Annotated in this window: 22 protein-coding genes; 18 read left to right on the top strand and 4 right to left on the bottom strand. The window is 51.9% G+C overall.

Annotated features, from left to right (window positions below; all coding sequences use genetic code 11):
- Positions 1 to 45: 45 nt before the first annotated feature.
- The 4 genes from RIN67_RS07705 to holA are packed head-to-tail and all read left to right on the top strand — an operon-like array spanning position 46 to position 4,534.
- Positions 46 to 720: a helix-hairpin-helix domain-containing protein gene (locus RIN67_RS07705; RefSeq protein WP_264999307.1), complete on the top strand. Its 675-nt coding sequence runs from the start codon at positions 46 to 48 to the stop codon at positions 718 to 720.
- 45 nt (positions 721 to 765) lie between these two features.
- Positions 766 to 1,236, top strand: a complete 471-nt coding sequence (locus RIN67_RS07700) for a ComE operon protein 2 (protein WP_024746112.1) — start codon at positions 766 to 768, stop codon at positions 1,234 to 1,236.
- A 38-nt stretch (positions 1,237 to 1,274) separates the two neighbouring features.
- On the top strand, positions 1,275 to 3,503 hold the full coding sequence (locus RIN67_RS07695) for a DNA internalization-related competence protein ComEC/Rec2 (RefSeq protein ID WP_264999308.1): 2,229 nt from the start codon (positions 1,275 to 1,277) through the stop codon (positions 3,501 to 3,503).
- A complete protein-coding gene (gene holA, locus RIN67_RS07690; protein ID WP_264999309.1) occupies positions 3,500 to 4,534 on the top strand; it encodes a DNA polymerase III subunit delta in 1,035 nt (344 codons plus the stop codon). The genes RIN67_RS07695 and holA overlap by 4 nt, the downstream gene beginning before the upstream one ends.
- An 83-nt stretch (positions 4,535 to 4,617) precedes the next feature.
- Here the strand turns inward: holA and rpsT are convergent, their stop codons facing one another.
- The gene (rpsT, locus tag RIN67_RS07685) at positions 4,618 to 4,872 is read right to left on the bottom strand and encodes a 30S ribosomal protein S20 (RefSeq protein ID WP_024746115.1); all 255 of its coding nucleotides are present in this window, start codon (positions 4,870 to 4,872) and stop codon (positions 4,618 to 4,620) included.
- Positions 4,873 to 5,150: 278 nt separating this feature from the next.
- Here rpsT and rpsO point away from each other — a divergent pair, with 278 nt between their 5' ends.
- The 8 genes from rpsO to RIN67_RS07645 all read left to right on the top strand — a co-directional run bounded on the left by rpsO (position 5,151) and on the right by RIN67_RS07645 (position 14,025).
- Positions 5,151 to 5,420: a 30S ribosomal protein S15 gene (rpsO, locus tag RIN67_RS07680; protein WP_024746116.1), complete on the top strand. Its 270-nt coding sequence runs from the start codon at positions 5,151 to 5,153 to the stop codon at positions 5,418 to 5,420.
- A 282-nt stretch (positions 5,421 to 5,702) separates the two neighbouring features.
- Positions 5,703 to 7,562, top strand: coding sequence for a ribonuclease J (locus RIN67_RS07675; RefSeq protein WP_264999310.1), 1,860 nt, complete (start codon positions 5,703 to 5,705; stop codon positions 7,560 to 7,562).
- A 77-nt stretch (positions 7,563 to 7,639) separates the two neighbouring features.
- Positions 7,640 to 8,572, top strand: a complete 933-nt coding sequence (locus RIN67_RS07670) for a hypothetical protein (protein ID WP_264999311.1) — start codon at positions 7,640 to 7,642, stop codon at positions 8,570 to 8,572.
- A gap of 171 nt (positions 8,573 to 8,743) precedes the next feature.
- Positions 8,744 to 9,934: an elongation factor Tu gene (tuf, locus tag RIN67_RS07665; protein WP_024746119.1), complete on the top strand. Its 1,191-nt coding sequence runs from the start codon at positions 8,744 to 8,746 to the stop codon at positions 9,932 to 9,934.
- Between the two features lie 250 nt (positions 9,935 to 10,184).
- A complete protein-coding gene (tig, locus tag RIN67_RS07660) occupies positions 10,185 to 11,489 on the top strand; it encodes a trigger factor (RefSeq protein WP_056943529.1) in 1,305 nt (434 codons plus the stop codon).
- A 216-nt stretch (positions 11,490 to 11,705) separates the two neighbouring features.
- Positions 11,706 to 12,956, top strand: coding sequence for an ATP-dependent Clp protease ATP-binding subunit ClpX (gene clpX, locus RIN67_RS07655; protein WP_264999323.1), 1,251 nt, complete (start codon positions 11,706 to 11,708; stop codon positions 12,954 to 12,956).
- 167 nt (positions 12,957 to 13,123) lie between these two features.
- Positions 13,124 to 13,717, top strand: coding sequence for a ribosome biogenesis GTP-binding protein YihA/YsxC (gene yihA, locus RIN67_RS07650; RefSeq protein ID WP_264999312.1), 594 nt, complete (start codon positions 13,124 to 13,126; stop codon positions 13,715 to 13,717).
- A gap of 2 nt (positions 13,718 to 13,719) precedes the next feature.
- A complete protein-coding gene (locus RIN67_RS07645) occupies positions 13,720 to 14,025 on the top strand; it encodes a nucleoside triphosphate pyrophosphohydrolase family protein (RefSeq protein ID WP_024746123.1) in 306 nt (101 codons plus the stop codon).
- 53 nt (positions 14,026 to 14,078) lie between these two features.
- Here RIN67_RS07645 and RIN67_RS07640 read toward each other — a convergent pair whose 3' ends face one another.
- A complete protein-coding gene (locus RIN67_RS07640) occupies positions 14,079 to 14,255 on the bottom strand; it encodes an SPJ_0845 family protein (RefSeq protein WP_162832735.1) in 177 nt (58 codons plus the stop codon).
- A gap of 151 nt (positions 14,256 to 14,406) precedes the next feature.
- On the opposite strand from RIN67_RS07640, the gene uvrC reads away from it, so the two are divergent.
- Positions 14,407 to 16,227 carry an excinuclease ABC subunit UvrC gene (gene uvrC, locus RIN67_RS07635; RefSeq protein WP_264999313.1) on the top strand — a complete coding sequence of 607 codons (1,821 nt, stop codon included), beginning with the start codon at positions 14,407 to 14,409 and terminating at the stop codon, positions 16,225 to 16,227.
- 83 nt (positions 16,228 to 16,310) lie between these two features.
- A complete protein-coding gene (obgE, locus tag RIN67_RS07630) occupies positions 16,311 to 17,612 on the top strand; it encodes a GTPase ObgE (protein ID WP_024746125.1) in 1,302 nt (433 codons plus the stop codon).
- 72 nt (positions 17,613 to 17,684) lie between these two features.
- Here obgE and RIN67_RS07625 read toward each other — a convergent pair whose 3' ends face one another.
- On the bottom strand, positions 17,685 to 18,434 hold the full coding sequence (locus RIN67_RS07625) for a hypothetical protein (RefSeq protein WP_264999314.1): 750 nt from the start codon (positions 18,432 to 18,434) through the stop codon (positions 17,685 to 17,687).
- A gap of 15 nt (positions 18,435 to 18,449) precedes the next feature.
- Complete coding sequence (locus RIN67_RS07620) at positions 18,450 to 18,725, bottom strand: hypothetical protein (RefSeq protein ID WP_264999315.1); 276 nt, start codon at positions 18,723 to 18,725, stop codon at positions 18,450 to 18,452.
- Between the two features lie 179 nt (positions 18,726 to 18,904).
- Between RIN67_RS07620 and rnz the strand changes: the two genes are divergently transcribed.
- From rnz to RIN67_RS07600, 4 genes are all read left to right on the top strand, one after another.
- Positions 18,905 to 19,855: a ribonuclease Z gene (gene rnz / locus RIN67_RS07615; RefSeq protein WP_024746127.1), complete on the top strand. Its 951-nt coding sequence runs from the start codon at positions 18,905 to 18,907 to the stop codon at positions 19,853 to 19,855.
- Entirely contained in the window at positions 19,852 to 20,229 is a 378-nt protein-coding gene (locus RIN67_RS07610; RefSeq protein ID WP_024746128.1) for a LapA family protein, read from the top strand. The genes rnz and RIN67_RS07610 overlap by 4 nt, the downstream gene beginning before the upstream one ends.
- Before the next feature lie 65 nt (positions 20,230 to 20,294).
- Positions 20,295 to 22,616, top strand: a complete 2,322-nt coding sequence (recJ, locus tag RIN67_RS07605) for a single-stranded-DNA-specific exonuclease RecJ (protein ID WP_264999317.1) — start codon at positions 20,295 to 20,297, stop codon at positions 22,614 to 22,616.
- An 18-nt stretch (positions 22,617 to 22,634) separates the two neighbouring features.
- Positions 22,635 to 23,153, top strand: a complete 519-nt coding sequence (locus RIN67_RS07600; RefSeq protein ID WP_024746130.1) for an adenine phosphoribosyltransferase — start codon at positions 22,635 to 22,637, stop codon at positions 23,151 to 23,153.
- The last annotated feature ends 11 nt before the right edge of the window (positions 23,154 to 23,164 follow it).

The following is a 23,164-nucleotide window of genomic DNA, read 5'->3' as shown; positions in this document are numbered from 1 at the left end:
AAGGGACCTCCTTTACGGAATTAACCGTGAAAGGGAGGAATGCACATGGAACGTTTAAAGACCTGGTGGGACGCTCAAACACGCGACCGTCAAGTGATCATGGGAGGACTGGGGATTTTGCTGGTCGGGCTCCTAGGCTGGTTCTTACTGCGTCCCGCAACGCCGGCACCGTTGCCCCCCGCTACGCCCCCCGTTAATCGGGCGGCACAATCTTCGGTCACGCATCCGGCCGGGACGACTGCCAGTCAATCGAGTGTTACAGAAGTGGTGGTCGATGTTCAGGGGGCCGTACAACGGCCGGGCCTGTACCGGTTTAAGTCGGGAATGCGGGTTGCGGATGCCGTTCGGGAAGCGGGGGGCTTGGCCGAACGTGCCGACCGGCAGAAGATTAATCTCGCGACCCGACTGGTGGACCAACAGCAACTTTATCTGCCGAAAAAAGGCGAGAAGGCCCCCGCAACGAACGGGTCAGCACCAGGATCGGCGGGGGGCAGTGCGACGACATCTGCCTCGTCAGCCGGGCCGGACGCGCCCCTTAATTTGAATCAGGCCACCGTCACGGATTTACAGAAATTATCGGGAATCGGGGCGAAGAAAGCCCAGAAAATCGTGGATTACCGTACGGAACACGGGGACTTCAAGACCGTCAATGATTTGACTCAGGTCGCCGGTTTCGGGGAGAAGACGGTGGCCCGGCTACAAGCGCAACTGACCACTTAGGGCGTGGTATACTAGACGAATATTAAGCGAAATGGGGCTATGAACGTGAAAAAAGAACGGATTCCTTGGGATCAATACTTTATGCTGCAAGCGTTGGTGATTTCGACACGGAGTACCTGTAATCGGCTCTCGGTCGGGGCGATCATCGTCCGGGATCGGCGAATCATCGCAGGCGGCTATAATGGGTCGGTCTCCGGTGACGACCATTGTCTGGATGAGGGATGCTACTTAGTGGACGGACACTGTGTGCGGACGATTCATGCCGAGATGAACGCCGTGTTGCAGTGCGCGAAGTTTGGAGAGCCAACGGCCAATGCGGAAATCTACGTGACGGATTTTCCGTGTCTGCAATGCACTAAGATGCTGTTGCAGGCGGGAATTACCAAGATTACGTATCTCCGGAATTACCATAACGATCCGTACGCGCAAAAACTTTTGAAATTAAAGCACGTGACGGTCAACCAGATTGACGTGTCGCCGGACCTTCTGACGCACCTTCCGTTATTTGACCACTAGTGAGCGGCGCCTATTGGTTTTTGATGAGCTGGCCGGTAATGGCGCTGACCTTGATATTCAATGGTCACCCCGTGGCCGGTAGCGGCCTAACCCTGGTGACCTTAGGACGCATCTGGTGTTTACGCCAGATGCGGATTTGGTGGCTGACACTAGGCGTGTGCTGTGTTGCGGGTCTCTGGTTTGGGTGGCACCAAGTACAGGTGCAACGGTTGCGATTGTCACCAACCCAGGCCACGGCCTGGGCCACAACGTTACGCGTTCAGCCGGATGACCTGCATTTTCGGGGGAATCGCTATCGGGTGGTTGGCCAACAGCCCGATGGGGAGCGGCTAGTTGTGTCCGGGATTGCACGTACCGCGGCGGATTATCAGCGGTTGCGGCAACTGTCAGGGCCAACGCTCTGGACGGTCCGTGGCGATAAGCAAGGTCTGTTGCCGGCCCCCAACCTAAACCAGTTCGATGGTGCGGCGTATTGGGGCCATCGGGGGATTGCCAACACGTTACGACTGACAGCTTCGCCGCAGATCCGGCCTGCGGCTTCGTCTGGGTGGCAGTGGTGGTCGGATTGGTGGCACCGCCAACGGGTCCGGCTGATACGGGCTTGTGAGCACTTGCCGGGTGCGTTGCGAGTCTATGCTTTAGGGTTGTTTCCAGGGATTCGGGCGCCGGAAGCTACGGCGGAATTGATGGGGATGCAACGTTTAGGCATCATTCATCTTTTTGCCATTTCCGGTTTGCACGTGGCCCTATGGTTGACTGTGGGGGAATGGTTAGCCGTTCACCTGCGCCTGCCGCGTGAGTGGTGGGAGTGGGGGTTGCTACTCTTTTTGCCCGGCTATGCCATTCTGGCTGGTGGTGGTAGTGGTGTGACTCGGGCCTGTTGGATGCGCGGGGTTCAGTTGATGGGCCAACGTCTGGGACACTTGCCCGACGCATTAACCGGATGGACGATAGCCTTGATGGTGGGACTGCTGACCAATCCGGGGCTGCTAGTCGAACTGGGCGGTCAGTTGAGTTACGGCCTTTCGCTGGGGTTGATTCTGCTACAGCAAGAGACGCCCCGGTGGCGCCAGATTGGGTTACTATTGTTGGGGTTGCCGGTCTTGCTGTATGGTATCTTTCAATGGCACGTTTTAACCCTGGTTGCCAACTGGCTAGTGGTTCCCCTTTTTTCAGTCGTCTTATTGCCGGTAACGGTGGTGGGCACCGTCTTAGGACCCTGGCTGCCGGAGATAGCGGACGGCTGTGCACGCCTCTTAGGGGCCTTTGATGCGGTCTTGACCTGGGCGGCTCATTTACCGGGCAATGTGGTTTTTGGACGCCCTCCCTGGTGGTTAGCGCTCGCCTGGGTTGGTTTGACCTGGTGGGTGTTTAGTCGTCCCGTTCCGCGGCGACGTATTTGGTTGGTGGTATTAGGTGTCAGTTACGGTTTGGCGTTTGGAATCATCCACCATCCCCCCACTGGAGAGGTTAGTTTCTTTGACGTGGGTCAGGGGGATAGTATCTTGATTCGAGAGGCGGGGAATCGCCGCGTGAGCCTTATTGATGTCGGGGGACGCCTGACCGTTCCGCAACCGCCTTGGGCGCCACGAGCACCCGTGAGTTACGGGGCCCAGGCTACCGTGGTCGCGTACTTGCAGAGCCGGGGAATTCGGCGCTTGGACGCCGTGTATCTGACCCACCATGATGCGGACCATATTGGGGACTTACCGGCCATCTTGGCGAATTTTGAAGTGGCGGCGATTTACGTTCCCGCGGGGATGGAGACGGAGGCCGCCTGGCAACGCCACCTACCGTTGGCAGTTCGGCAACGGGTGCGGCCCTTACAAGTGGGGGATGCGGCGGCACTACGCGTTTGGCACCCCTTAACGCCGGGGGTGGCGGATAATGGTGGCTCGTTGGCCTTACAGGGCCAGTTCGGCGGGCGACGCTTCCTCTTCATGGGCGACTTGGATCAGGCGGGAGAGCGTCGGATGATGGCGCTGGCGCCGACGTTACGTACGGACGTCTTAAAAGTGGGGCACCATGGTAGTGATACCGCAACGGCACCGGAATTCGTCGCGCAACTGCGACCAGCGTTAGCCATCATCTCATCAGGTCGGCATAATCGCTACGGGCACCCTAGTCCGGTTACACAGGCCACTTTAGCCCAGCAACAGATCCCCGTTTTGAATACGCAGGAGCGGGGAATGATTCAATATACTTATTGGGGACAGCGTGGTTGGTGGACCACGGCCCTAAACTTGAAGGAGGAACCGCCTGAATGACAATCACAGACTTATTAAAGAATTTACAATCCGGGAAGGCGACGGCATCCGTGTACCTGATTATGGGGCAGATGGCTTACTTTCAGCGTCGCTTAAAAACGGCGTTTAAGCAGTTGGTTCCGGCAGAAGAACAGACCATGAACTTTGCTAGCTACGATCTCGAGACCGTACCACTGGCGGTAGGGTTGGACGATGCGATGGCGGCGCCCTTTTTTGGGGAGCGCCGGGTGGTCTGCCTGGATAATCCGACATTTTTGACGGGGGAGGCCAAGAAAAGTAAGGTCGACCATGATCTGGATAGTTTAGAAAAGTACTTAAAGGCCCCAATGCCCAGCACCGTCTTGGTTTTCTTTGCGCCGTACGCTAAGCTGGATGGGCGCAAGAAAATTGTGAAGCAACTCAAAAAAGCCGCCACAACGATTGAATTGGGCGACTTTTCGGAACGGGATGTTCGGACCTTTTTCCAAGCACAGGTCAAGCGAGATGGGTGTACGATTGCTCCGGACGCGTTGAATGAGTTGGTGCAACGGACGGATGCCGACTTGACCTTAATGATGAACGAAAAGGCGAAGCTCGAACTGTTTTCGTTACCGGAAAAGACCATTCAACTTGAGGCCGTGACGGGGTTGGTCCGCCAGACGTTAACGCAGAACGTTTTTGATCTGGTCAATCGGGTCCTGGCGAAGAATACGGCGGGGGCCGTAACGCTTTACCGAGAACTTTTGCAGGCCAAAGAGGAACCGCTGCGGATCAACGCGATTTTACAAGGCCAGTTCCGTCTCTTGATTCAGACCAAGGTCTTGGCCAAGCAGGGGTACAGTCAAGGAAAACTGGCAAGCACCTTAAGAGTGCATCCCTACCGGGTGAAGCTGGCGCTACAAACTCAGCGCCGGTTTCAGTTGACCGATTTGAATCGGGCGTACCTGGGGCTATTTCGAGTTGAACGGCAGATGAAATCCAGTACGCTGGACCCAGAATTGCTGTTCTCGTTGTTTATGACCCAGTTTGCGGGGCAGAAGGCGACGGTGTAAATGAGCGAATAAAAAAGGCGCCACCCCGCAGGGTCGCGTCTTTTTTGCATGCATGCATCATTTAATCGCGATTGATTAATTGATTACTTAGCTAAACGTGCAGCCATCCGTGACTTGTCACGGGAAGCCTTGTTCTTCTTGATCAAGCCCTTTGAAGCGGCCTTGTCAACAGCAGCACTAGCAACACGGAATAATTCTTCTGCGTTGTCGGCACCGGCAGTCTTCGCTTGTTCGAACCGCTTAACGGCAGTCCGCATCGTGCTTAATTGTGCGGAGTTACGTTCGTTAGCCTTAACGTTGGTCTTGGCACGTTCGATTGCTGATTTGATGATTGGCATGAAAATTTCACCTCCGAGATGAGAAATCCTAATACGGAAATCTTAATTTCAACGTATGCTATTATACAGAAGCCACCAGCCGAATGCAATAGCTGGCTAGTGATTCTTGTAAAGTAATTTTACTTGATAGGTTCTAAGAAGACAAGACTTGCTATTTTGGGCCAAGTCCAGTAGTATAGTTTACGTGCTTTAAGCACAAACCTCTAACTTAGTTTGTCCGGCGGCCACCGACGGTTTACTCAGTTTGAGGCACTTATTTGAAAGGGTGGTAATTTACCATGGCTATTAGTCAAGCAAAGAAGAACGAAATCATCAAGCAATACGCACGTCACGAAGGCGATACGGGGTCGACTGAAGTTCAAGTTGCCGTATTGACTGCTGACATCAACGAAATCAACGTTCATATGCAAGCCCACCGTAAGGACTTCCATTCACAACGTGGTTTGATGAAGAAGATCGGTCACCGTCGTAACCTGTTGGCTTACTTACGGAAGACTGACGTTCAACGTTACCGTGAATTGATCAAGAGCTTAGGTCTGCGTCGTTAATTCGTCGCACCGCTAAAAGGTCCCCTCATTTTTTGAGGCGGACCTTTTTTGTTGTGGCGGTTAGGTGATGGATCGGCCTGAGGACTACATATGATGACCTCAAATAATAAAAATGCCGTCAGCTCGGCGGTTCGCACACTAATGGCTTTCCTAAATTCTCTAAAAATGATAGACTGAAGGAAGTTTATTACGGACGAATTGCGGTGGACGTTACCCGCAAGTAAGAACCGGGAGATAACCGGAATAAAATTTAATGACGAAAGAGTTATTTGAGGTGGACTTATGAGTGCAAAGATTAAGATCATCCCGTTCGGCGGTGTTCGCGAGAATGGGAAAAATATGTATGCTGTGGACGTTAATGGCAGCATTTACATTTTAGATTGCGGGTTAAAGTACCCGGAAAATGAGTTATTGGGAATCGATGTAGTGATTCCAGATTGGTCGTACTTACGGGAGAACAAGGACCGCATCGTGGGCGTCTTCCTGACGCATGGTCACGCGGACGCCATCGGTGCGTTACCGTACTTTTTGAGTGAATTCAACGTTCCCGTCTTTGGGTCTGAAATGACCATCGCGTTGGCCAAAATTAACGTGGCGGCTGAGCCTAAGGTCAAAAAATACGATGATTTTCACGTCATTGATGAGAAAACGGAAATTGACTTTGGCGACGTGGTCGTTTCCTTCTTCGCCACCACGCATTCGATTCCGGAATCCTTAGGAATCGTTTTGAAGACTGACGAAGGACGCATCGTGTACACCGGTGACTTTAAGTTTGACCAAACGGCTAAGCCAGGGTACCAGACCGACTACGCGCGGTTAGGGGCCATTGGCCAAGCAGGGGTCCTGGCACTATTGAGTGACTCAGCCAATGCCGAAAATCCAGCCATGAATGCTTCCGAGCAGACGTTAGCTGAATCGATTGAAGAAACGTTCCATTATCGGGATGGCCGCATCATCGTGGCCTGCGTCGCCTCCAACATTTTACGGATCCAACAAATCTTTGATGCCGCCGTGAAGACGGGGCGGAAGGTTTGCCTGACGGGTCGTGACTTGGAGAAAATCGTGAATACCGCGATGAAGCTAGGAAAGTTGTCGTTTGATGATGACTTGTTAGTGACTCCCGACCAGTTAGACGCATTAAAGCCGGGCGAAACGGTTATTCTTCAGACCGGGAAGATGGGGGAACCCATCAAGGCCATTCAGCGGATGGCGAATAAACAAGAAAAACAATTGAATATTCAACCGGGAGACTTGGTGTACATCGTGACGACCCCGTCCCATGCCATGGATACCACGGTTGCTCAAACGCGGGATATGGTTTACCGAGCAGGTGGCGAAGTTAAAGCCATCTCGGATGAACTGAACTCGTCAGGACACGCCTACAAGCGGGACCTGCAGTTAATGTTGAACCTGATGAAGCCCCAGTACTTGATTCCTATTCAGGGTGAATACCGGTTGCTGAACGCCCACGCGCAAGCTGCCCTGGAATTGGGGATGGATCCGGACCATATCTTTATCCTAGCTAAAGGCGACGTTTTGACGTATCAGAACGGCCAAATGGGCTTAGGTGAAGGTATCGATGTGAGTGATACCATGATCGACGGTATCGGCGTGGGGGACATCGGAAATATCGTGTTGCGTGATCGGAAGGTCTTAGCCGACGATGGCATCTTCATCGCGGTCGTGACGATTGACCGTAAGAAAAAGCAAATTGTGGCGGAGCCTAAGATTACGTCCCGTGGCTTTGTCTACGTCAAGGCTAATAAGGACCTCATGCAGGAAAGCTCTCAGATTATCTGCAAGACGGTTCAGAATAACTTGGATAATAAAGAGTTCGATTGGGGACACTTGAAGCAAGACGTTCGGGAGCACCTGAGTCATTATCTCTTCGAACAGACGCATCGCCGGCCCGTGATCTTACCAGTTATTATGGAAGTTAACCAACACCATCGGCGGTCGAGCAAGTCGAAGAACGCCAAGAAGGCGCCCGAAAAGCCAGCACAGGCACCTAAGACGCATAAGACCAAGGGACAAAAGACGGATGCCACACAAAGTGGTCAACATAAGTCCCGGAATCATCGGCGTCGGCGCCACGGTGGCAAGCAACACACCGCTGCGTCAGCGAACAAATCAGAAGCTTAAGTTGTGAAGGGTGGACTGACAGTCCGAAGGGGCTGTCGGTCCATTTTCGCACGCAAAAGATGGGGGAAGATCAATAGATGACACAACCAACTTTTGAAACTGCCCTGGCTGCTTATCAGGCTGCCAAGTGGTCTACGGCTAGTGCTGAATTTACCACGTTGTATCAGGCACAACAAACGCCGGAACTAAACCGATACCTGGCAGTTAGTTTATTTCAAGATCAGCAGTATTTGGCGGCTGAACAAATTGCAGCAGAAAACGATGGGGCGTATTTGACCAGTGATACCTGGTTTAACTGGCGCCTGACGATTGCCCTGCATAATCAACAGTTTATTTTTGCGCGGGAACTTTGCGAATTGCCCCAAGCAACCGCCTGGCGAACCGCGGGAATTCAGCGGATTACCACGGCTGAACAGACGGCTAGCACACAGTTAGCGGCAACACAAAACGTGATTGCGAAACAATTTTATCACTTGGGGGATGCACCACTGCGCGAACAACAGCAGCGCCTGTTACGAGCCCACCAGCTTCCTTTAGCCAAGTTTTTGCAAGGGACGCGGTATTTATTAGTCGATCCGTTCCTTCACCCCCTCTTACGGGCGACGCTCCTTGAGGAACTGTACCGGCTGCGGGTCGACCTGACGGTGCAACTCCACTGGTTAGACGATCAGGTCCATACGGTGGCGACCCGAGAGCTGATTGGGGTAACGCAAGGGGAGGCGGCTCAAGCAGCTTTAGCCTACTTACAAGAGCAAATCGCTCAAAATAATCCCGGATTAGCAGCAAATGTTCGGCAAACGCTTAACTTACAGCTCATGTTGTTGTATCCTTTTGCTGACGAAATTATTACGCAGCCACAAGCGTGGGTCGATTGGCTCGCGGGTCGACCACTGGACCAGACCGTTTCTGAAACGGATTGCAAAGTAATTGCAGACTGGCAAAAGCGCTTGACGACGCACTTAGAGGCTTTATTTGCTGCCGTAAATGACGAAAATTCCGAAAATTCGTGATATTTTAGTTTACAAATAAAACGGGAGCAGATATACTAGTCAAGGATTCTTTTTTGGAAGGGTTCCAGCTTTCCCTTTCAGGGAAGAAGTAGTATAATTTTACGCAAAGAGTGATTAATTTTCGTCTGAAAGTTAACCGTTCTTACGATAAAATACAGGAGGGTTTCATTAATGGCTGAAAAAGAACATTATGAAAGAACTAAACCCCATGTAAATATTGGTACTATTGGCCATATTGACCATGGGAAGACGACTTTAACTGCTGCAATCACTAAGGTATTGGCTGACAAAGGTTTAGCTAAGGCCGAAGATTACGCAGATATCGATGCTGCTCCAGAAGAACGTGAACGTGGTATCACGATCAACACCGCCCACGTTGAATACGAAACGGAAAAGCGTCACTACGCGCATATCGATGCCCCAGGACATGCTGACTACATCAAGAACATGATCACTGGTGCCGCTCAAATGGATGGTGCGATCTTAGTTGTTGCCGCAACTGATGGTCCTATGCCACAAACGCGTGAACACATTTTGCTGGCTCGCCAAGTTGGTGTTAACTACATCGTTGTCTTCTTAAACAAGACCGACTTAGTTGACGATGACGAATTGGTTGACTTAGTTGAAATGGAAGTTCGTGAATTGCTGTCCGAATACGATTACCCTGGTGACGATATTCCTGTTGTTCGTGGGTCCGCTTTGAAGGCTCTTGAAGGCGACAAGGAACAAGAACAAGTTATCTTACACCTGATGGACATCGTTGATGACTACATTCCAACGCCAGAACGTGACAACGACAAGCCATTCTTAATGCCTGTTGAAGATGTCTTCACGATCACTGGTCGTGGGACTGTTGCTTCCGGTCGTATCGACCGTGGGACTGTTAAGATCGGTGACGAAGTTGAAATTGTTGGTTTACATGACGACATTTTGAAGACGACCGTTACTGGTTTGGAAATGTTCCGGAAGACGTTGGACCTTGGTGAAGCCGGGGATAACGTTGGTGCCTTACTTCGTGGGATTAACCGTGACCAAGTTGTTCGTGGTCAAGTTCTGGCTAAGCCAGGTTCGATCCAAACGCACGAAAAGTTCAAGGGTGAAGTCTACATCTTGAGCAAAGAAGAAGGTGGCCGTCATACGCCATTCTTCTCCAACTACCGTCCACAATTCTACTTCCACACCACTGATATCACTGGTGTTATCGAATTGCCTGATGGCGTAGAAATGGTTATGCCTGGTGATAACGTGACGTTCACTGTTGAACTGATCCAACCAGCTGCCATTGAAAAGGGTACGAAGTTCACTGTTCGTGAAGGTGGCCACACCGTTGGTGCCGGTACCGTTACGGAAATTGACGACTAATTAACTTCGGTTAATTAAGACGTACCGCAAAAAGGGGCTTGAAAAGTTTAACTTTTCAGTCCCTTTTTCTTTGCTTGAAATCGAGAAGGAAAACGGGTACCAAAAATTTTAAGTTACCCGGGCAAGTGCCCGTCATTCACGGCTTTTAAGCAAAAATCATTTTACAATTGGCAATGGTTAAGGTACACTAATACAGTATGCAATTGCTAGAATTGTAAATAGTAATATCTTTCATTTCGGAGGGAATACAATGGCTGCAAAGTGGGAAAAAAAGGACGCAACTAAAGGTGAATTAACCTTTGAAATCGCGCCTGATAAGATTAAGGAAGGCTTAGACAAGGCTTTCCAACGTACCAAGAAGAACCTGGCTGTCCCTGGCTTCCGTAAGGGTCGTGTGCCTCGTCAAATCTTTGATCAAATGTACGGTGAAGAAGCATTGTACCAAGATGCTTTAAACATCGTCTTACCAGATGCTTACGAACAAGCTATCAAGGATACTGAAATCGAACCAGTCGACCAACCTCAAGTGGATGTTGAATCCATGGATAAGGGTAAGGCTTGGGTTTTGAAGGCCGTTGTGACGGTTAAGCCAGACGTTAAATTGGGCGAATACAAGAACTTGAGTGTTACGAAGCAAAACACCCGGGTTTACCAAAAGGACATTGACGCTGAACTTGAAAAGCAACGTCAACAACAAGCTGAATTAGTTCTGAAGGAAGACGAAGCCGCTGCTAAGGGCGACACGGTCGTGATTGACTTTGACGGTTACGTTGATGGCAAGCAATTCGATGGTGGTAAGGCTGACAACTACTCCTTGGAATTGGGCTCTAACTCCTTCATTCCTGGCTTCGAAGACCAATTAGTTGGTCATAAGGCCGGTGAGAACGTTGACGTTAAGGTGACCTTCCCTAAGGATTACCAAGCCGAAGACTTACGTGATAAGGAAGCAACCTTTAAGGTTACGATTCACGAAGTTAAGGAAAAGCAATTGCCAGAATTGGACGACGAATTTGCTAAGGACGTCGACGAAGATGTTGACAGCCTTGACGAATTGAAGGCCAAGACTAAGGATCGTCTGAAGGAACAAAAGACGACGGCAGCACACGATGCTATTGAAGACGAAGCCATCAGCGAAGCTGTTGACAACGCCGAAATCGCGGAAGTGCCAGAAGCCATGATCAAGGACGACATCGATCGTCAAATGGATCAATACTTGGCTAACATGCAACAACAAGGCATCCAACCAAAGATGTACTTCCAGCTGACTGGTACCACGGAAGACGACTTGCGGAAGCAATTCGCTGACGGTGCTGAAAAGCGGGTTAAGACGAACTTGGTTCTGGAAGCCGTTGTTGAAGCTGAAAAGATCGAACCAACGGAAGACCAAATCAAGGCCGAAGTTAAGGACTTGGCTGGTCAATACGGGATGGAAGAAAGCGCCGTTCGCAGTGCTTTATCCGATGACATGCTGAAGCATGATATCGCCATCAAGGCGGCCGTTGACTTAATTGCCGACTCTGCTAAGCAAGACAAGAAGAAGGACGCTGAAGACTAATTTAGAGTCTTACAGGTCTGACCGGGACGACAATTTGTTGTCCCGGTTTTTCTTTAGCACGCTAGCTGACCGATGTCATGTGGAGACGGATTAATTCTCTAACGGTCGGAACTGTGGTATAGTACACCAATGACGGGGAAGCCTGGTTTGTTCAACAGGCATACTGACCCAAGGAAATAGACTGGGGCAACTGCCCGAGGAGAAAGGGTGAGTTTATTGTTTGAAAACACCGAAACGAATGGCCCTGTGACCTGCTCTTTTTGCGGGAAAACCCAAGATCAAGTGCAGAAAATTGTTGCGGGACCAGGTGTTTACATCTGTAACGAATGCATCGATCTCTGTAAAGAAATTATCGATGAGGAATTTAGCCAAGATAATGCCCAGGAGACGCTGGAAGTCCCAACGCCAGCCGAGATTGTCAAAACGTTAGACCAATATGTCATTGGTCAAACGGAGGCTAAGCGGACCCTGTCCGTAGCGGTTTACAACCACTATAAGCGGGTCAATGAAATGGCTAAGCACGACGATGGCCCCGAATTACAAAAGAGTAACATCGCGGTCATCGGGCCTACTGGTTCTGGGAAGACCTACTTAGCCCAGAGCTTGGCGAAAATCTTAAACGTTCCGTTTGCGATTGCGGACGCCACGACCTTGACGGAAGCTGGGTACGTGGGGGAAGACGTTGAAAATATTCTCTTGAAGCTGTTGCAAAACGCCGATTACGACGTTGATCGGGCAGAAAAGGGCATTATTTATATCGATGAAATCGATAAGATTGCTAAAAAGGCTGAAAATGTCTCGATTACGCGGGATGTTTCCGGTGAAGGGGTCCAACAAGCCCTCCTGAAGATCTTGGAAGGAACCATCGCTAACGTGCCGCCTCAAGGTGGTCGGAAGCACCCCCAACAAGAATTCATTCAGATCGATACGACCAACATTCTGTTCATCGTTGGTGGGGCCTTTGACGGTATCGAAGGCATCGTTAAACGGCGGTTAGGCGACCAAACGATTGGGTTTGGTGCCGACACCAAGGAGCAGAAGGTTCTGTCGTCCGGGGATAGCTTGATGCAACACGTGATTCCGGAAGACTTGTTAGAGTTCGGGTTAATTCCAGAATTCATTGGACGGTTACCTATTTTGACGGCCCTTGAAAAGCTGGACGAACACGACCTGGTCCGGATCTTAACGGAACCTAAGAACGCGTTGGTTAAGCAATACGAGAAGCTCTTGTCGTTAGATGATGTGCAGCTTGAGTTCCAGCCAGAAGCATTGCGAGAGATGGCTAAGTTAGCGATTGCTCGGAATACCGGTGCCCGGGGCTTGCGTTCCATTATTGAAGACGTTATGCGCGACATCATGTTCGACTTACCAAGTCGACACGATGTGGCTAAGGTGATTATTACGGCTAAGACCGTGACGGATCACGAAGAACCTGAATCGGTCTTGAAGGACCAAAAGGCTTCTTAATTAAGTGTAAGTTGAAGCGACTGGTCAGTGATGACTGGTCGCTTTTTGCGTAGACTGTAGACTCCAGTGACTAGGGGATGACCACGGGGATTTAGAATTACCCCCATGTTGAGGGAAATTGTGTGTTAGAATGGTGAAAGATATTTTGGAGAGGATGGCACAAAGGAATGGAAGTTAATCACGTAGAACTCGTTATGAGCGCGGTTCAGCCCAGTCAATACCCCACCACGGGTTATCCAGAAATTGCGTTGGTTGGTCGCTCGAACGTTGGCAAGTCATCGCTAACAAACATCTTGATCAATCGGCGGTCGTATGCCCGGACCTCAAGTCAGCCTGGTAAGACGCAAACGTTGAACTTCTATAACGTTGAAGACCAATTGTACTTTGTGGACGTTCCCGGTTACGGATACGCGAAGGTCTCGAAGGCGGACCGAGAGAAGTGGGGACAAATGATCGAAACGTACCTTACGCAGCGTGAGCAGTTACGCGGCGTTGTCTCACTGATTGATGCCCGGCACGCGCCAACGGCCCTGGATGTTCAGATGTACCAATGGCTGGCGTACTATGATTTGCCAATCTTGATCGTTGCGACCAAGAGTGACAAGATTGCCCGTGGTAAGTGGAATCAAGCCATTAGTCAGATCAAGAAGACGTTAGGGTTACCCAACGCGAATAATATTGTGTTATTCTCTGCACCGCAGAAGATGGGTAAAGATGCCGTCTGGCAGTGGATTGAAGAACGTGCTTTTGGGGAGGAATAATCGTGGAATTTAATGAGTATCAACAAGCTGCCAATCGAACCCTGTACGGTAATGAACAAGTTCTGACCAACTGTGCCTTGGGCCTAGCAGGTGAGACGGGGCAGGTCGTGGAACTGGTCAAGCGCTACACGTTCCACGGTCAAGACCTCGATCACGATGCCTTGGTTAAGGAGATGGGAGACGTCCTGTGGTACCTGAGTCAGGTTGCCCAGTGGGCCGATATTGACTTCGATGAAGTCGCCCAAAACAACATCCAACGGTTAAATGATCGGTATCCGAATGGCTACCATAAACAACTTAAGGATTAACGTAAAAGGGTCCCCGCGGAATTTGTCCGCAGGGACCCTTTTCTGGTCACCGGTTACTTGTCGTCGTGTTTGTCTTGATCAGCCTTGATGAGTTCCTTAGGCCGTTTGTCGTTTTTGTGTTCGTCTTGGCGTTTGAGGAACTTGTCCCGTTGAGCGTCATGGGGATCCATCTGGGCGAACTTGCCAAACATGGCGTCTAAGTTATCTTGCCGTTTAACTTTAAGGGCCATAAAGCCACCTCCCTACCTTTTTCAGTTATCATAGCAGAACTTGGGGGATTTGTCATTTATCGCCGTCAGGTCGCGGGTGGATTGCTTGCACCAAACAGGTATTCGGCTTATACTTTATTAGCTAAATTATCAGAAATGGAGGGGGCGCACTTTGGCTTCGGAATATTTAGAACATAAACTGGCATTGCTGCCGGGGCTTCCAGGCTGTTACCTGATGAAGAATGTTAACAGCCAAATTATCTATGTGGGTAAGGCGAAGAACCTGAAGAACCGGGTACGCTCTTACTTTAAGAGCAGTCATACGGGAAAAACCGCACAGTTGGTCAGTGAGATCGTGGATTTTGAGACGATTATCACGTCGACGGACAAGGAAGCCTTTCTCCTGGAAATTACCCTGATCCAAAAACACCAACCGTACTTTAACATCAAGCTGAAGCAGGGAACGGGTTACCCGTACATCAAGATTACGCATGAGCGGGATCCCCAGTTACTACTGGTCAACGACGTGCGGAAGGATGGCGGCTATTACTTCGGACCGTACCCGAACGTTTACGCGGCCGAGGAGACGATTCACTTCTTACAGAAGGTCTATCCGTTGCGGCGGTGTACGGGGTTTCAGGGACGCCCCTGTCTCTACTACCATATGGGCCAATGCTTAGGGGCCTGCTTTAAGGAAGTACCGGAAGCGGCTTATCAGGAACAGATTCGTAAGATCAAGTCATTTCTGAACGGCAATACGGGTCACGCCGAGAAACAGCTCCGGTCCCGGATGGAAGCCGCAGCGGCGGAGATGCAGTATGAGCGGGCCGCGGATCTGCGGGATCAGATTCGCTACATCGAAGCGACCGTGGAGAAGCAAAAGATCATTTCAAACGACAACACGCCACGGGATATCTTTAACTTTTACCTGGATAAGGGCTGGCTGTCGATTCAGGTCTTCTTCATCCGGCAAGCACGGCTCATGAAGCGTGAAAAGCGGCTTTTTCCAATCGTTAGTACGGCCGAAGAAGAGTTGGCCAGCTTTATCGTACAATTCTATCACCGGAAGAACACGGTGTTGCCCCGTGAGATTTTAGTACCCAAGAGTATCGATGGGGCGGTGATTGAAGAGCTTTTGCACGTGCCCGTGCGGACACCCCAGCGGGGAACCAAGCGGGACTTACTTGAGATGGCGGGAAAGAATGCCCGGCTGGTCTTAGAAGAAAAGTTCCGGCTCTTAGAGTTGGATGAGCGAAAGACTACGGGCGCCATGAAAGAAATTACGGATGCCTTGGGAATCGCACCGGGGCATAAGATCGAGGCTTTCGACCACTCGCATATTCAAGGGGCCGACTTAGTCTCGGCCATGGTGGTCTTTGTGGACGGTCAACCGAATAAGAAGCTGTATCGTAAATATAAGCTACGGACGGTCGACCACGCTGACGAAACAGCCAGCACCCTAGAGGTCATTCGCCGGCGGTATACGCGGCTCTTAAAGGAGCATGCGGCGCTACCCGACCTGATTCTAATGGACGGGGGCGATATTCAGATGAACGCCGTGAAGGAAGTCTTAGAGGACGAATTGGACCTGCACATTCCGGTAGCGGGGATGGTCAAGAACGACCACCATAAGACGGCGGACCTCTTGTTTGGGCCGGACGACCACCACGTGCGTCTGGATCCTAAGAGCCAGGGGTTCTATCTGGTTCAGCGCATTCAAGATGAAGTGCACCGGTTTGCCATCACTTTCCACCGACAAGTCCACACCAAGCATTCGCTGAGCTCCCGCCTCGACTTGATTCCGGGTGTCGGACCGAAGACGCGCAATAAGCTGTTACGGAAGTACGGGTCGACCAAGAAGATCAGTGAAGCGGAGATTGCTGACCTGCAGGATCTGGGCATCAGTAAGACGACGGCGCAGACGATTCACGTGACCCTGCAAGCGGAGATGAACACGGAGGTCCGCAACCCGCGCACCCCGACTAATCTTTGACGCTAGCCACATTTGTCGGTATACTAACTTAGCGAAGACAACTGCAAGTCAGGGTCGCCTGGCTTAGAAAATGAGGAAATAATATGGCTTTTGTAGATCAAGTAAAAATTAATGTTAAAGCCGGAAACGGTGGCAACGGCATGGTGGCCTTTCGGCGGGAAAAATTCGTGCCGAACGGGGGCCCAGCCGGCGGTGACGGTGGTCGCGGCGGTAACGTCGTGTTTGTCGTCAACGAAGGGTTACGGACACTGATGGACTTCCGTTACCAACGGAAGTTTAAAGCGAAAAACGGCGGTAACGGGGCCATCAAGCAAATGACGGGTCGCGGTGCCGATGATTTGATCGTGCAAGTTCCTCAAGGGACCACGATTATTAATAATGAAACGGGCGCCGTCGTTGGCGACTTGGTCGCGCCCGACGACCAGCTGATCGTGGCCCACGGTGGCCGGGGCGGTCGGGGCAATATCCACTTTGCCTCCCCTAAGAACCCGGCACCGGAGATTGCTGAAAACGGAGAACCAGGTGAGGAACTAGAAGTTCGCTTGGAACTGAAGGTCTTGGCTGACGTCGGACTGGTCGGCTTCCCCTCCGTTGGGAAATCGACGCTGTTATCGACCGTTACCAGTGCTAAACCTAAGATTGCGGAATACCACTTTACTACGTTGGTACCGAACCTGGGGATGGTGCGGTTAGATGACGGACAAGACTTCGTTATGGCGGATCTGCCGGGGCTGATCGAAGGTGCGGCTAAGGGGATTGGACTAGGCTTCCAGTTCTTGCGGCACGTTGAACGAACCCGGGTCATTCTCCACGTAATCGATATGAGTGGAATCGAAGGTCGTGATCCATACGATGACTTTGAGAAGATTAACCGGGAGTTGCAGGCCTATGACCCGGATATCTTGAAGCGGCCACAGATCGTGGTGGCGAATAAGATGGATATGCCCGATGCGCAAGCGCACTTAGCCCAGTTTAAACAAGACTTGGCGGGTGACCAGCTGCTGGCCCAGACGCCGGAAGTCTTTGCGATTTCCACGTTGACTCACCAAGGCCTGACGCCCCTCCTGCAACGGACGGCAGAACTCCTGGCGCAGACGCCGAAGTTCCCAGTCAAGGAAGACGCCGAAACCTTAAAGACGGTCGAGTACGACTTCAAGCAGACGCCGGACTTTACCATTACGCGCGATACCGATGGGACTTGGGTCTTGAGCGGCGAGAAGTTAGAGAAGCTGTTTAAGATGACGGACGTGACGCACGACGAAAGTCTGTTACGCTTTGCCCGGCAGATGCGGGGTATGGGCGTGGACAGCGCGCTGCGTGACAAGGGTGCCCAAAACGGGGACACCGTGAAGATTGGCGACTTCTCGTTTGAATATATGGCTTAGGCCGATTCAGCAAAATAATTTAAAAAAGTGGCTTCCTTCATCGGCAGATGAAAGAAGCCACTTTTTAATGGACTAGAGATGGATGGTCAACCAGCCAGAAGGTTTGACCAGCTGATGTTGCTTCTGGTCGTAGCCCCCGGCAAACGCAATCTTGAGGGTGTCTAACTTAGGCGCCTTTCCCTGGCTTGCTAGGCCGGTCGCAAAAGTTGCGAGTTGACGGTGTGCCCCGATTGTTCGTCCGGCGCTAGCGTCGCTTAACTGGTTCGTTGCGCTGAGGCGGTGTCCGTTACTCAGGCGAATCTCACGGATACCGTCCGTAGTCACGGCCCGTTTACCGCGGTTCAAAATGGTGAACTTGACCTGAACCGTGTAGTAGGGACTCTTGATTGAAGGCAGGTTTAAGGCTTGTGCGGCCATCTTTTTGGCGTTGGCCGTCTCAGCGGTGTTTGCAATCGTCCGGACTAGCGTGATCCGGTAAGTCAGGGCCCCACTTTTAATGGTGTGCTTGCGGGTGTGGGCCTGATCGAGGGTCAGCTTGGTCCCGACTCGGTCGTAGGTGTATTGCCCGGGTTGCTGTAAGTTGCCCGATTTGACGTAGCCCCGAGCTTTAGTCTGGGCGGCGTCGGGCTTAAACGATTGTGCGATTTTAGCGGACGACGAGGCGGAGAAAGCCGCGTCTGGTTTCGGGGCTTGATACTTTTTAGAGGATGTTTCCTGATTCTTAAAGCTGGTGCTGCTCTTTTGCGCGGTGTTTTGGCAACCGGTTAGGCCTAAGGCAAGGACACTTAGACCGGCAACCAAGACAGGATGAATGAGGCGCATGGTCGATGACTCCTTTCAGCCAAGTAAGATTTGATGAGTGATAAGCCGGTACCCGTAAAGTCGTTGGGGTGGCGGCCCCGGGGTAAAGAGACTGGCGGTGGGGGGCACTTGTTGCACGCGAGCGCGAAACTGGTCTAGGGTCAGTGGTCGGCCGGAGGTACTGAGACATTCTAAGCGGTCCTCAACCACCCGGAGGTCCGTGATGGGCCGGTTACGGGAAGGGGTCTCCCAGAAAAGACGTAATTGGGGATCGAGGTCTTGAGTTGAGCGGTGAAAGTCGATTAAACGCACACGACCACTTCCTTTGACACCAGATTCGCCGCATTGGCTAGGTTAATTATACCGAATTTTGACAGGGAACCCCAAGGAAAGTTGCTTCTGACCAGTATCGGGGTCAAAAGTTGCGATTTTGGCCAAAATCCCCTAAAATAGTGAACGGACTTTAATTCGATAGATAGGAACGAAAAAATATGGAAATTGAATTTTTAGGAACGGGCGCGGGCTCACCGGGCAAGTTTCGCAACGTCACCAGTACGGCGCTTCGCTTATTAGATGAGCGGAATTCGGTCTGGCTGTTCGACGTTGGTGAAGCAACGCAGCACCAGATCTTACGGACGACGCTGAAGCCCCGCAAAATTGACAAGATTTTTATCACACACTTACACGGTGACCATATTTTTGGGTTGCCGGGCCTGCTTAGCAGTCGCTCATTTCAGGGAGGTGAGGCACCGCTAACGATTTATGGGCCTAAGGGAATTCGGGATTTCGTTGAAGTGAGTCTACGAGTCTCCCAGACCAAGTTGTCTTACAAGATTCACTATCAAGAAATTGCAACGGATGGGCTGGTCTTTGAGGACGACAAGTTTAAAGTCTACGCGCACCATCTAGATCACCGGATTACCTGCTACGGGTACCGGGTGGTTGAGAAGGCCCATCCGGGTGAATTGATGGTTGAGAAACTCCGCGCGGCCCAAGTTCCTTCGGGGCCAGTCTACGGCCAGTTAAAGGCCGGACAGACGGTGACCTTACCGGACGGGCGGACCTTGAATGGTCAAGACTTCTTGGGGCCTAGCCAACCTGGACGTATTGTCGCAATCTTAGGAGACACGCGGCAGACGCCGGGAGAAGAAAAGTTGGCAGCCAATGCGGACGTGCTGGTTCACGAGAGCACCTTTGCGAAGGGAGAGGGCAAGCTAGCCCGTGCCTACTACCATTCGACGAATATTCAAGCCGCTGAGTTGGCTAAGCGCGCACACGTGAAGTTGTTATTATTGAACCATATCTCGGCCCGTTACACGGGGAAGCTGGCGAACGAATTGCAGCATCAAGCCCGTGAGGTGTTTCATAACACGCGTGTCGTGAAGGATTTTGATGAGGTTACGGTCGCATTTCAGAAGACAACGGAGGCATCCCGGTCATGAAGAATCAATGGCGGATCATTTTAACGATTTTGTTGGTCATCATTGTCGCGATTTTTGCAATTTTAAATGTTGAATCGGTTCCCGTTTCCTTCGGGTTCACGACGGTCCGCTGGCCGTTGATTCTGATCTTATTAGTCTCAATTCTGATTGGGGCGGTCTTGATGATTCTCTTCTCCACGATTACCAGCGTGCGGCATAACCGCGCGTATAAGGACTTGGAAAAGGAGTTAGCCACGCTGAATCAGGAGAATGACCAGCTCAAGAAGCGCCTGCAGAATTCTCATGGCAAGCAGGTCGTGGGGCAGCAGGAGAAACAAATCCAAGACCTGGAGACCCAGGTCAAGGCGTTGAAGCAACAGCTAGCAGCGAAATAGATGAACGCTGAAGAGTGATGCCGCGAGACATCACTCTTCTATGTTTTAGAAAGGGTGAGCAGTTGATGATTGCGGCACAGTACCGGTGGCAGAACAAGCACGTTGACCAACCAACGGCGGAGGCGCAGGCGTTGGCCCAGGCGGCGTCAGTATCGCCAATTATTGCGCAGATTCTAACCAACCGGGGGATGACCACGCCCGAGGCCGTTCAAGCGTTCCTAACGCCGGGGCCCGAGCAGTTGCACGACGCCAACCAGTTGCACGATATGCAAAAGGGTACGGCCCGTATCGAACAGGCCATCAGTGAGGAACAGCAGATCACGATTTACGGTGACTACGATGCGGATGGGGTGACCAGCACGGCCATCATGTACGAGACGTTAACCACGTTGGGCGCTAAGGTCAACTATTATATTCCCAATCGGTTTACGGACGGTTATGGCCCTAACGTCGCCGCCTTTGAAAAGCTGATTGCTGCGGGGACGCAACTCCTGGTGACGGTCGATAACGGGGTGTCAGGGAACGCGGCGATTGCTGCAGCGAACGCTAAGGGCGTGGACGTGGTCGTGACTGACCACCACGAGTTACCGCAAGACTTGCCGGACGCCTACGCGATTATTCACCCCCGGTACCCTGGAGCGGAGTATCCCTTTGGTGGGCTTTCCGGGGCGGGCGTGGCCTTTAAGGTGGCCCAAGCCTTACGCGAAGAGATTCCCCAAGACTTATTGGACTTAGCCGCGATTGGCACGGTCGCCGACCTAGTGCCGTTGGTGGATGAGAACCGTGTCTTGGTCTACTTCGGCCTCAAGCTGTTGCAGCAAGACGAACGCCCCGGGTTGCGGGCGTTGATCAAAGCAGCCGGGATTCATCCGGAAGAGTTGACGGAACAATCGATTGGGTTCGGGTTGGCGCCCCGCCTCAACGCCTTAGGCCGCTTGGGGGATGCGGGTCCTGCCGTGGACTTATTGACCACGTTAGACGACGACTTAGCGACCCAACTGGCGCAGAAGACGGAACAGGAGAATCGTCGCCGCCAAGACCTCGTGGCCCAGATCAGCGAGGCAGCGTTAGCTCAGGCGACCGACGCCGACCACCGAGACCGACAGACACTCATTATTAGTGGACATGACTGGCACGAGGGGGTCCTGGGAATCGTGGCGAGTCGGATTGTGGAGCAGACCGGCAAGCCAACCCTGGTTTTGAACGTGAATGCGGATGGCCACGCTAAGGGTTCCGGTCGGAGTGTCGAAGCCTTTAACCTTTTTCAGGCGTTAGACGGTCACCGAGACCTGATGACGGCTTTCGGGGGTCATCACATGGCCGTGGGCTTAACCGCACCAGCCGACCAATTAGGGGCCTTAGCGGACGCCTTAGATCAGGAGGCCGAGGCCCAGCATTTGGCCGACCAAGGTCCCAGTGAACTGCCAGTGGCGGCCACGTTAGCCGTGGGCGATGCGACCATGGACTTGTACCATGAATTGGCCCAGTTAGCGCCGTTTGGGACCGACAACGCCCAACCCCTGTTTGCTTTTGAACCGGAGAGCGTAACCCAGGTCAAGGCGATCGGTAAGACCGGAGATCACCTGAAGTTCCAGTTACAGGCTGGGAAGGCGCGGTTGAATGCCATCCAGTTCGGTGCCGGGAAGACCGCCACGGCATTGCAAACGGCCAGCCAGGTCGCTGTTCTGGGAACGTTAGAGGATAACGTCTGGCAAGGGCGGCATTCCCTTCAGTTAATGGTCAAAGACTTACGAACTACGGAACCGGCAGTGGTGGTTGAACGAACGAACCGGCTGCACCAGGCTATGTTCACGACTGCCGGTACGTACCTTTTCTTCCACCAAAACATCTATCAGCAGCTGGCGCATTACTTGCCTGCGGGCGCTACGGCCATCTTGTTTGATGGTCAGAGCTTGTCGCCAGTGGTGCCTGAGACCACCGTGTTCTTAGTGGATTGTCCGGATCTGACCAGCGACTTGACCACGGCCGTGACCCAGTTGCAGCCGGCCCAGATTACGGCCTATTTATACGAAAAGGAAAGTCTTTCGCGTTTGGGGCTGCCAACTCGACCACAATATGCTAAACTATTTAAGTTCGTTGCGACACATCAACACGTTGACGTGGGTCACCAATTGACGCAACTCAGCACGTTTCTTCAGATTCCGCGCACCCAGCTGATCTTTATGATTCAAGTCTTCTTCGAGTGTGGGTTTGTGACCATCGACCATGGTATCATGGATGGGGTGGCTCAACCCGGTCATAAAGATCTCACGGCGGCGCCGAGTTACCAACTCCGCCAGCAGCAGATTCAGACCGAAGCGGACTTGTTGGCTTGCCCCTCAGCGGAATTGACTCAGCGTCTGCAGGGACTCATGGATCGAAAATAAAGGAGCTAATTAAAAGTTATGGCAATCGATTTTACCAAATATATCGCAAGTGTTCCCGATTATCCTGAAAAGGGCGTTATCTTCCGGGACATTTCCCCGTTGATGGCGGATGGCGAAGCCTTTCACGCGGCTACCGACCAAATCGTCAAATACGCGAAGGATAAGGGCGTTGAAATGATCGTGGGTCCCGAAGCGCGGGGGTTCATTGTGGGCTGCCCCGTGGCTTACGAATTAGGCGTCGGCTTTGCCCCTGCCCGTAAGGAAGGCAAGTTACCTCGGGCAACGGTCAAGGCTAGCTATGACCTGGAATACGGGACGTCGTCGTTATACCTGCACAAGGATGCCATCAAGCCTGGTCAACGGGTCTTAGTGACCGATGACTTATTAGCCACTGGGGGAACCATTGGCGCGACCATCAAGTTGGTTGAAGACTTGGGTGGTGTCGTGGTCGGAACGGCCTTCTTGATTGAATTAGAGGCCTTACACGGTCGGGACCAATTAAAGGGTTACGACGTGTTCAGCCTGATGACTTACTAGACGATGAAAGA

It is taken from the genome of Levilactobacillus namurensis (assembly GCF_032197885.1).
Classification (GTDB): Bacteria; Bacillota; Bacilli; order Lactobacillales; family Lactobacillaceae; genus Levilactobacillus; species Levilactobacillus namurensis_A.
This window is presented reverse-complemented; position numbering and strand designations above follow the sequence as displayed.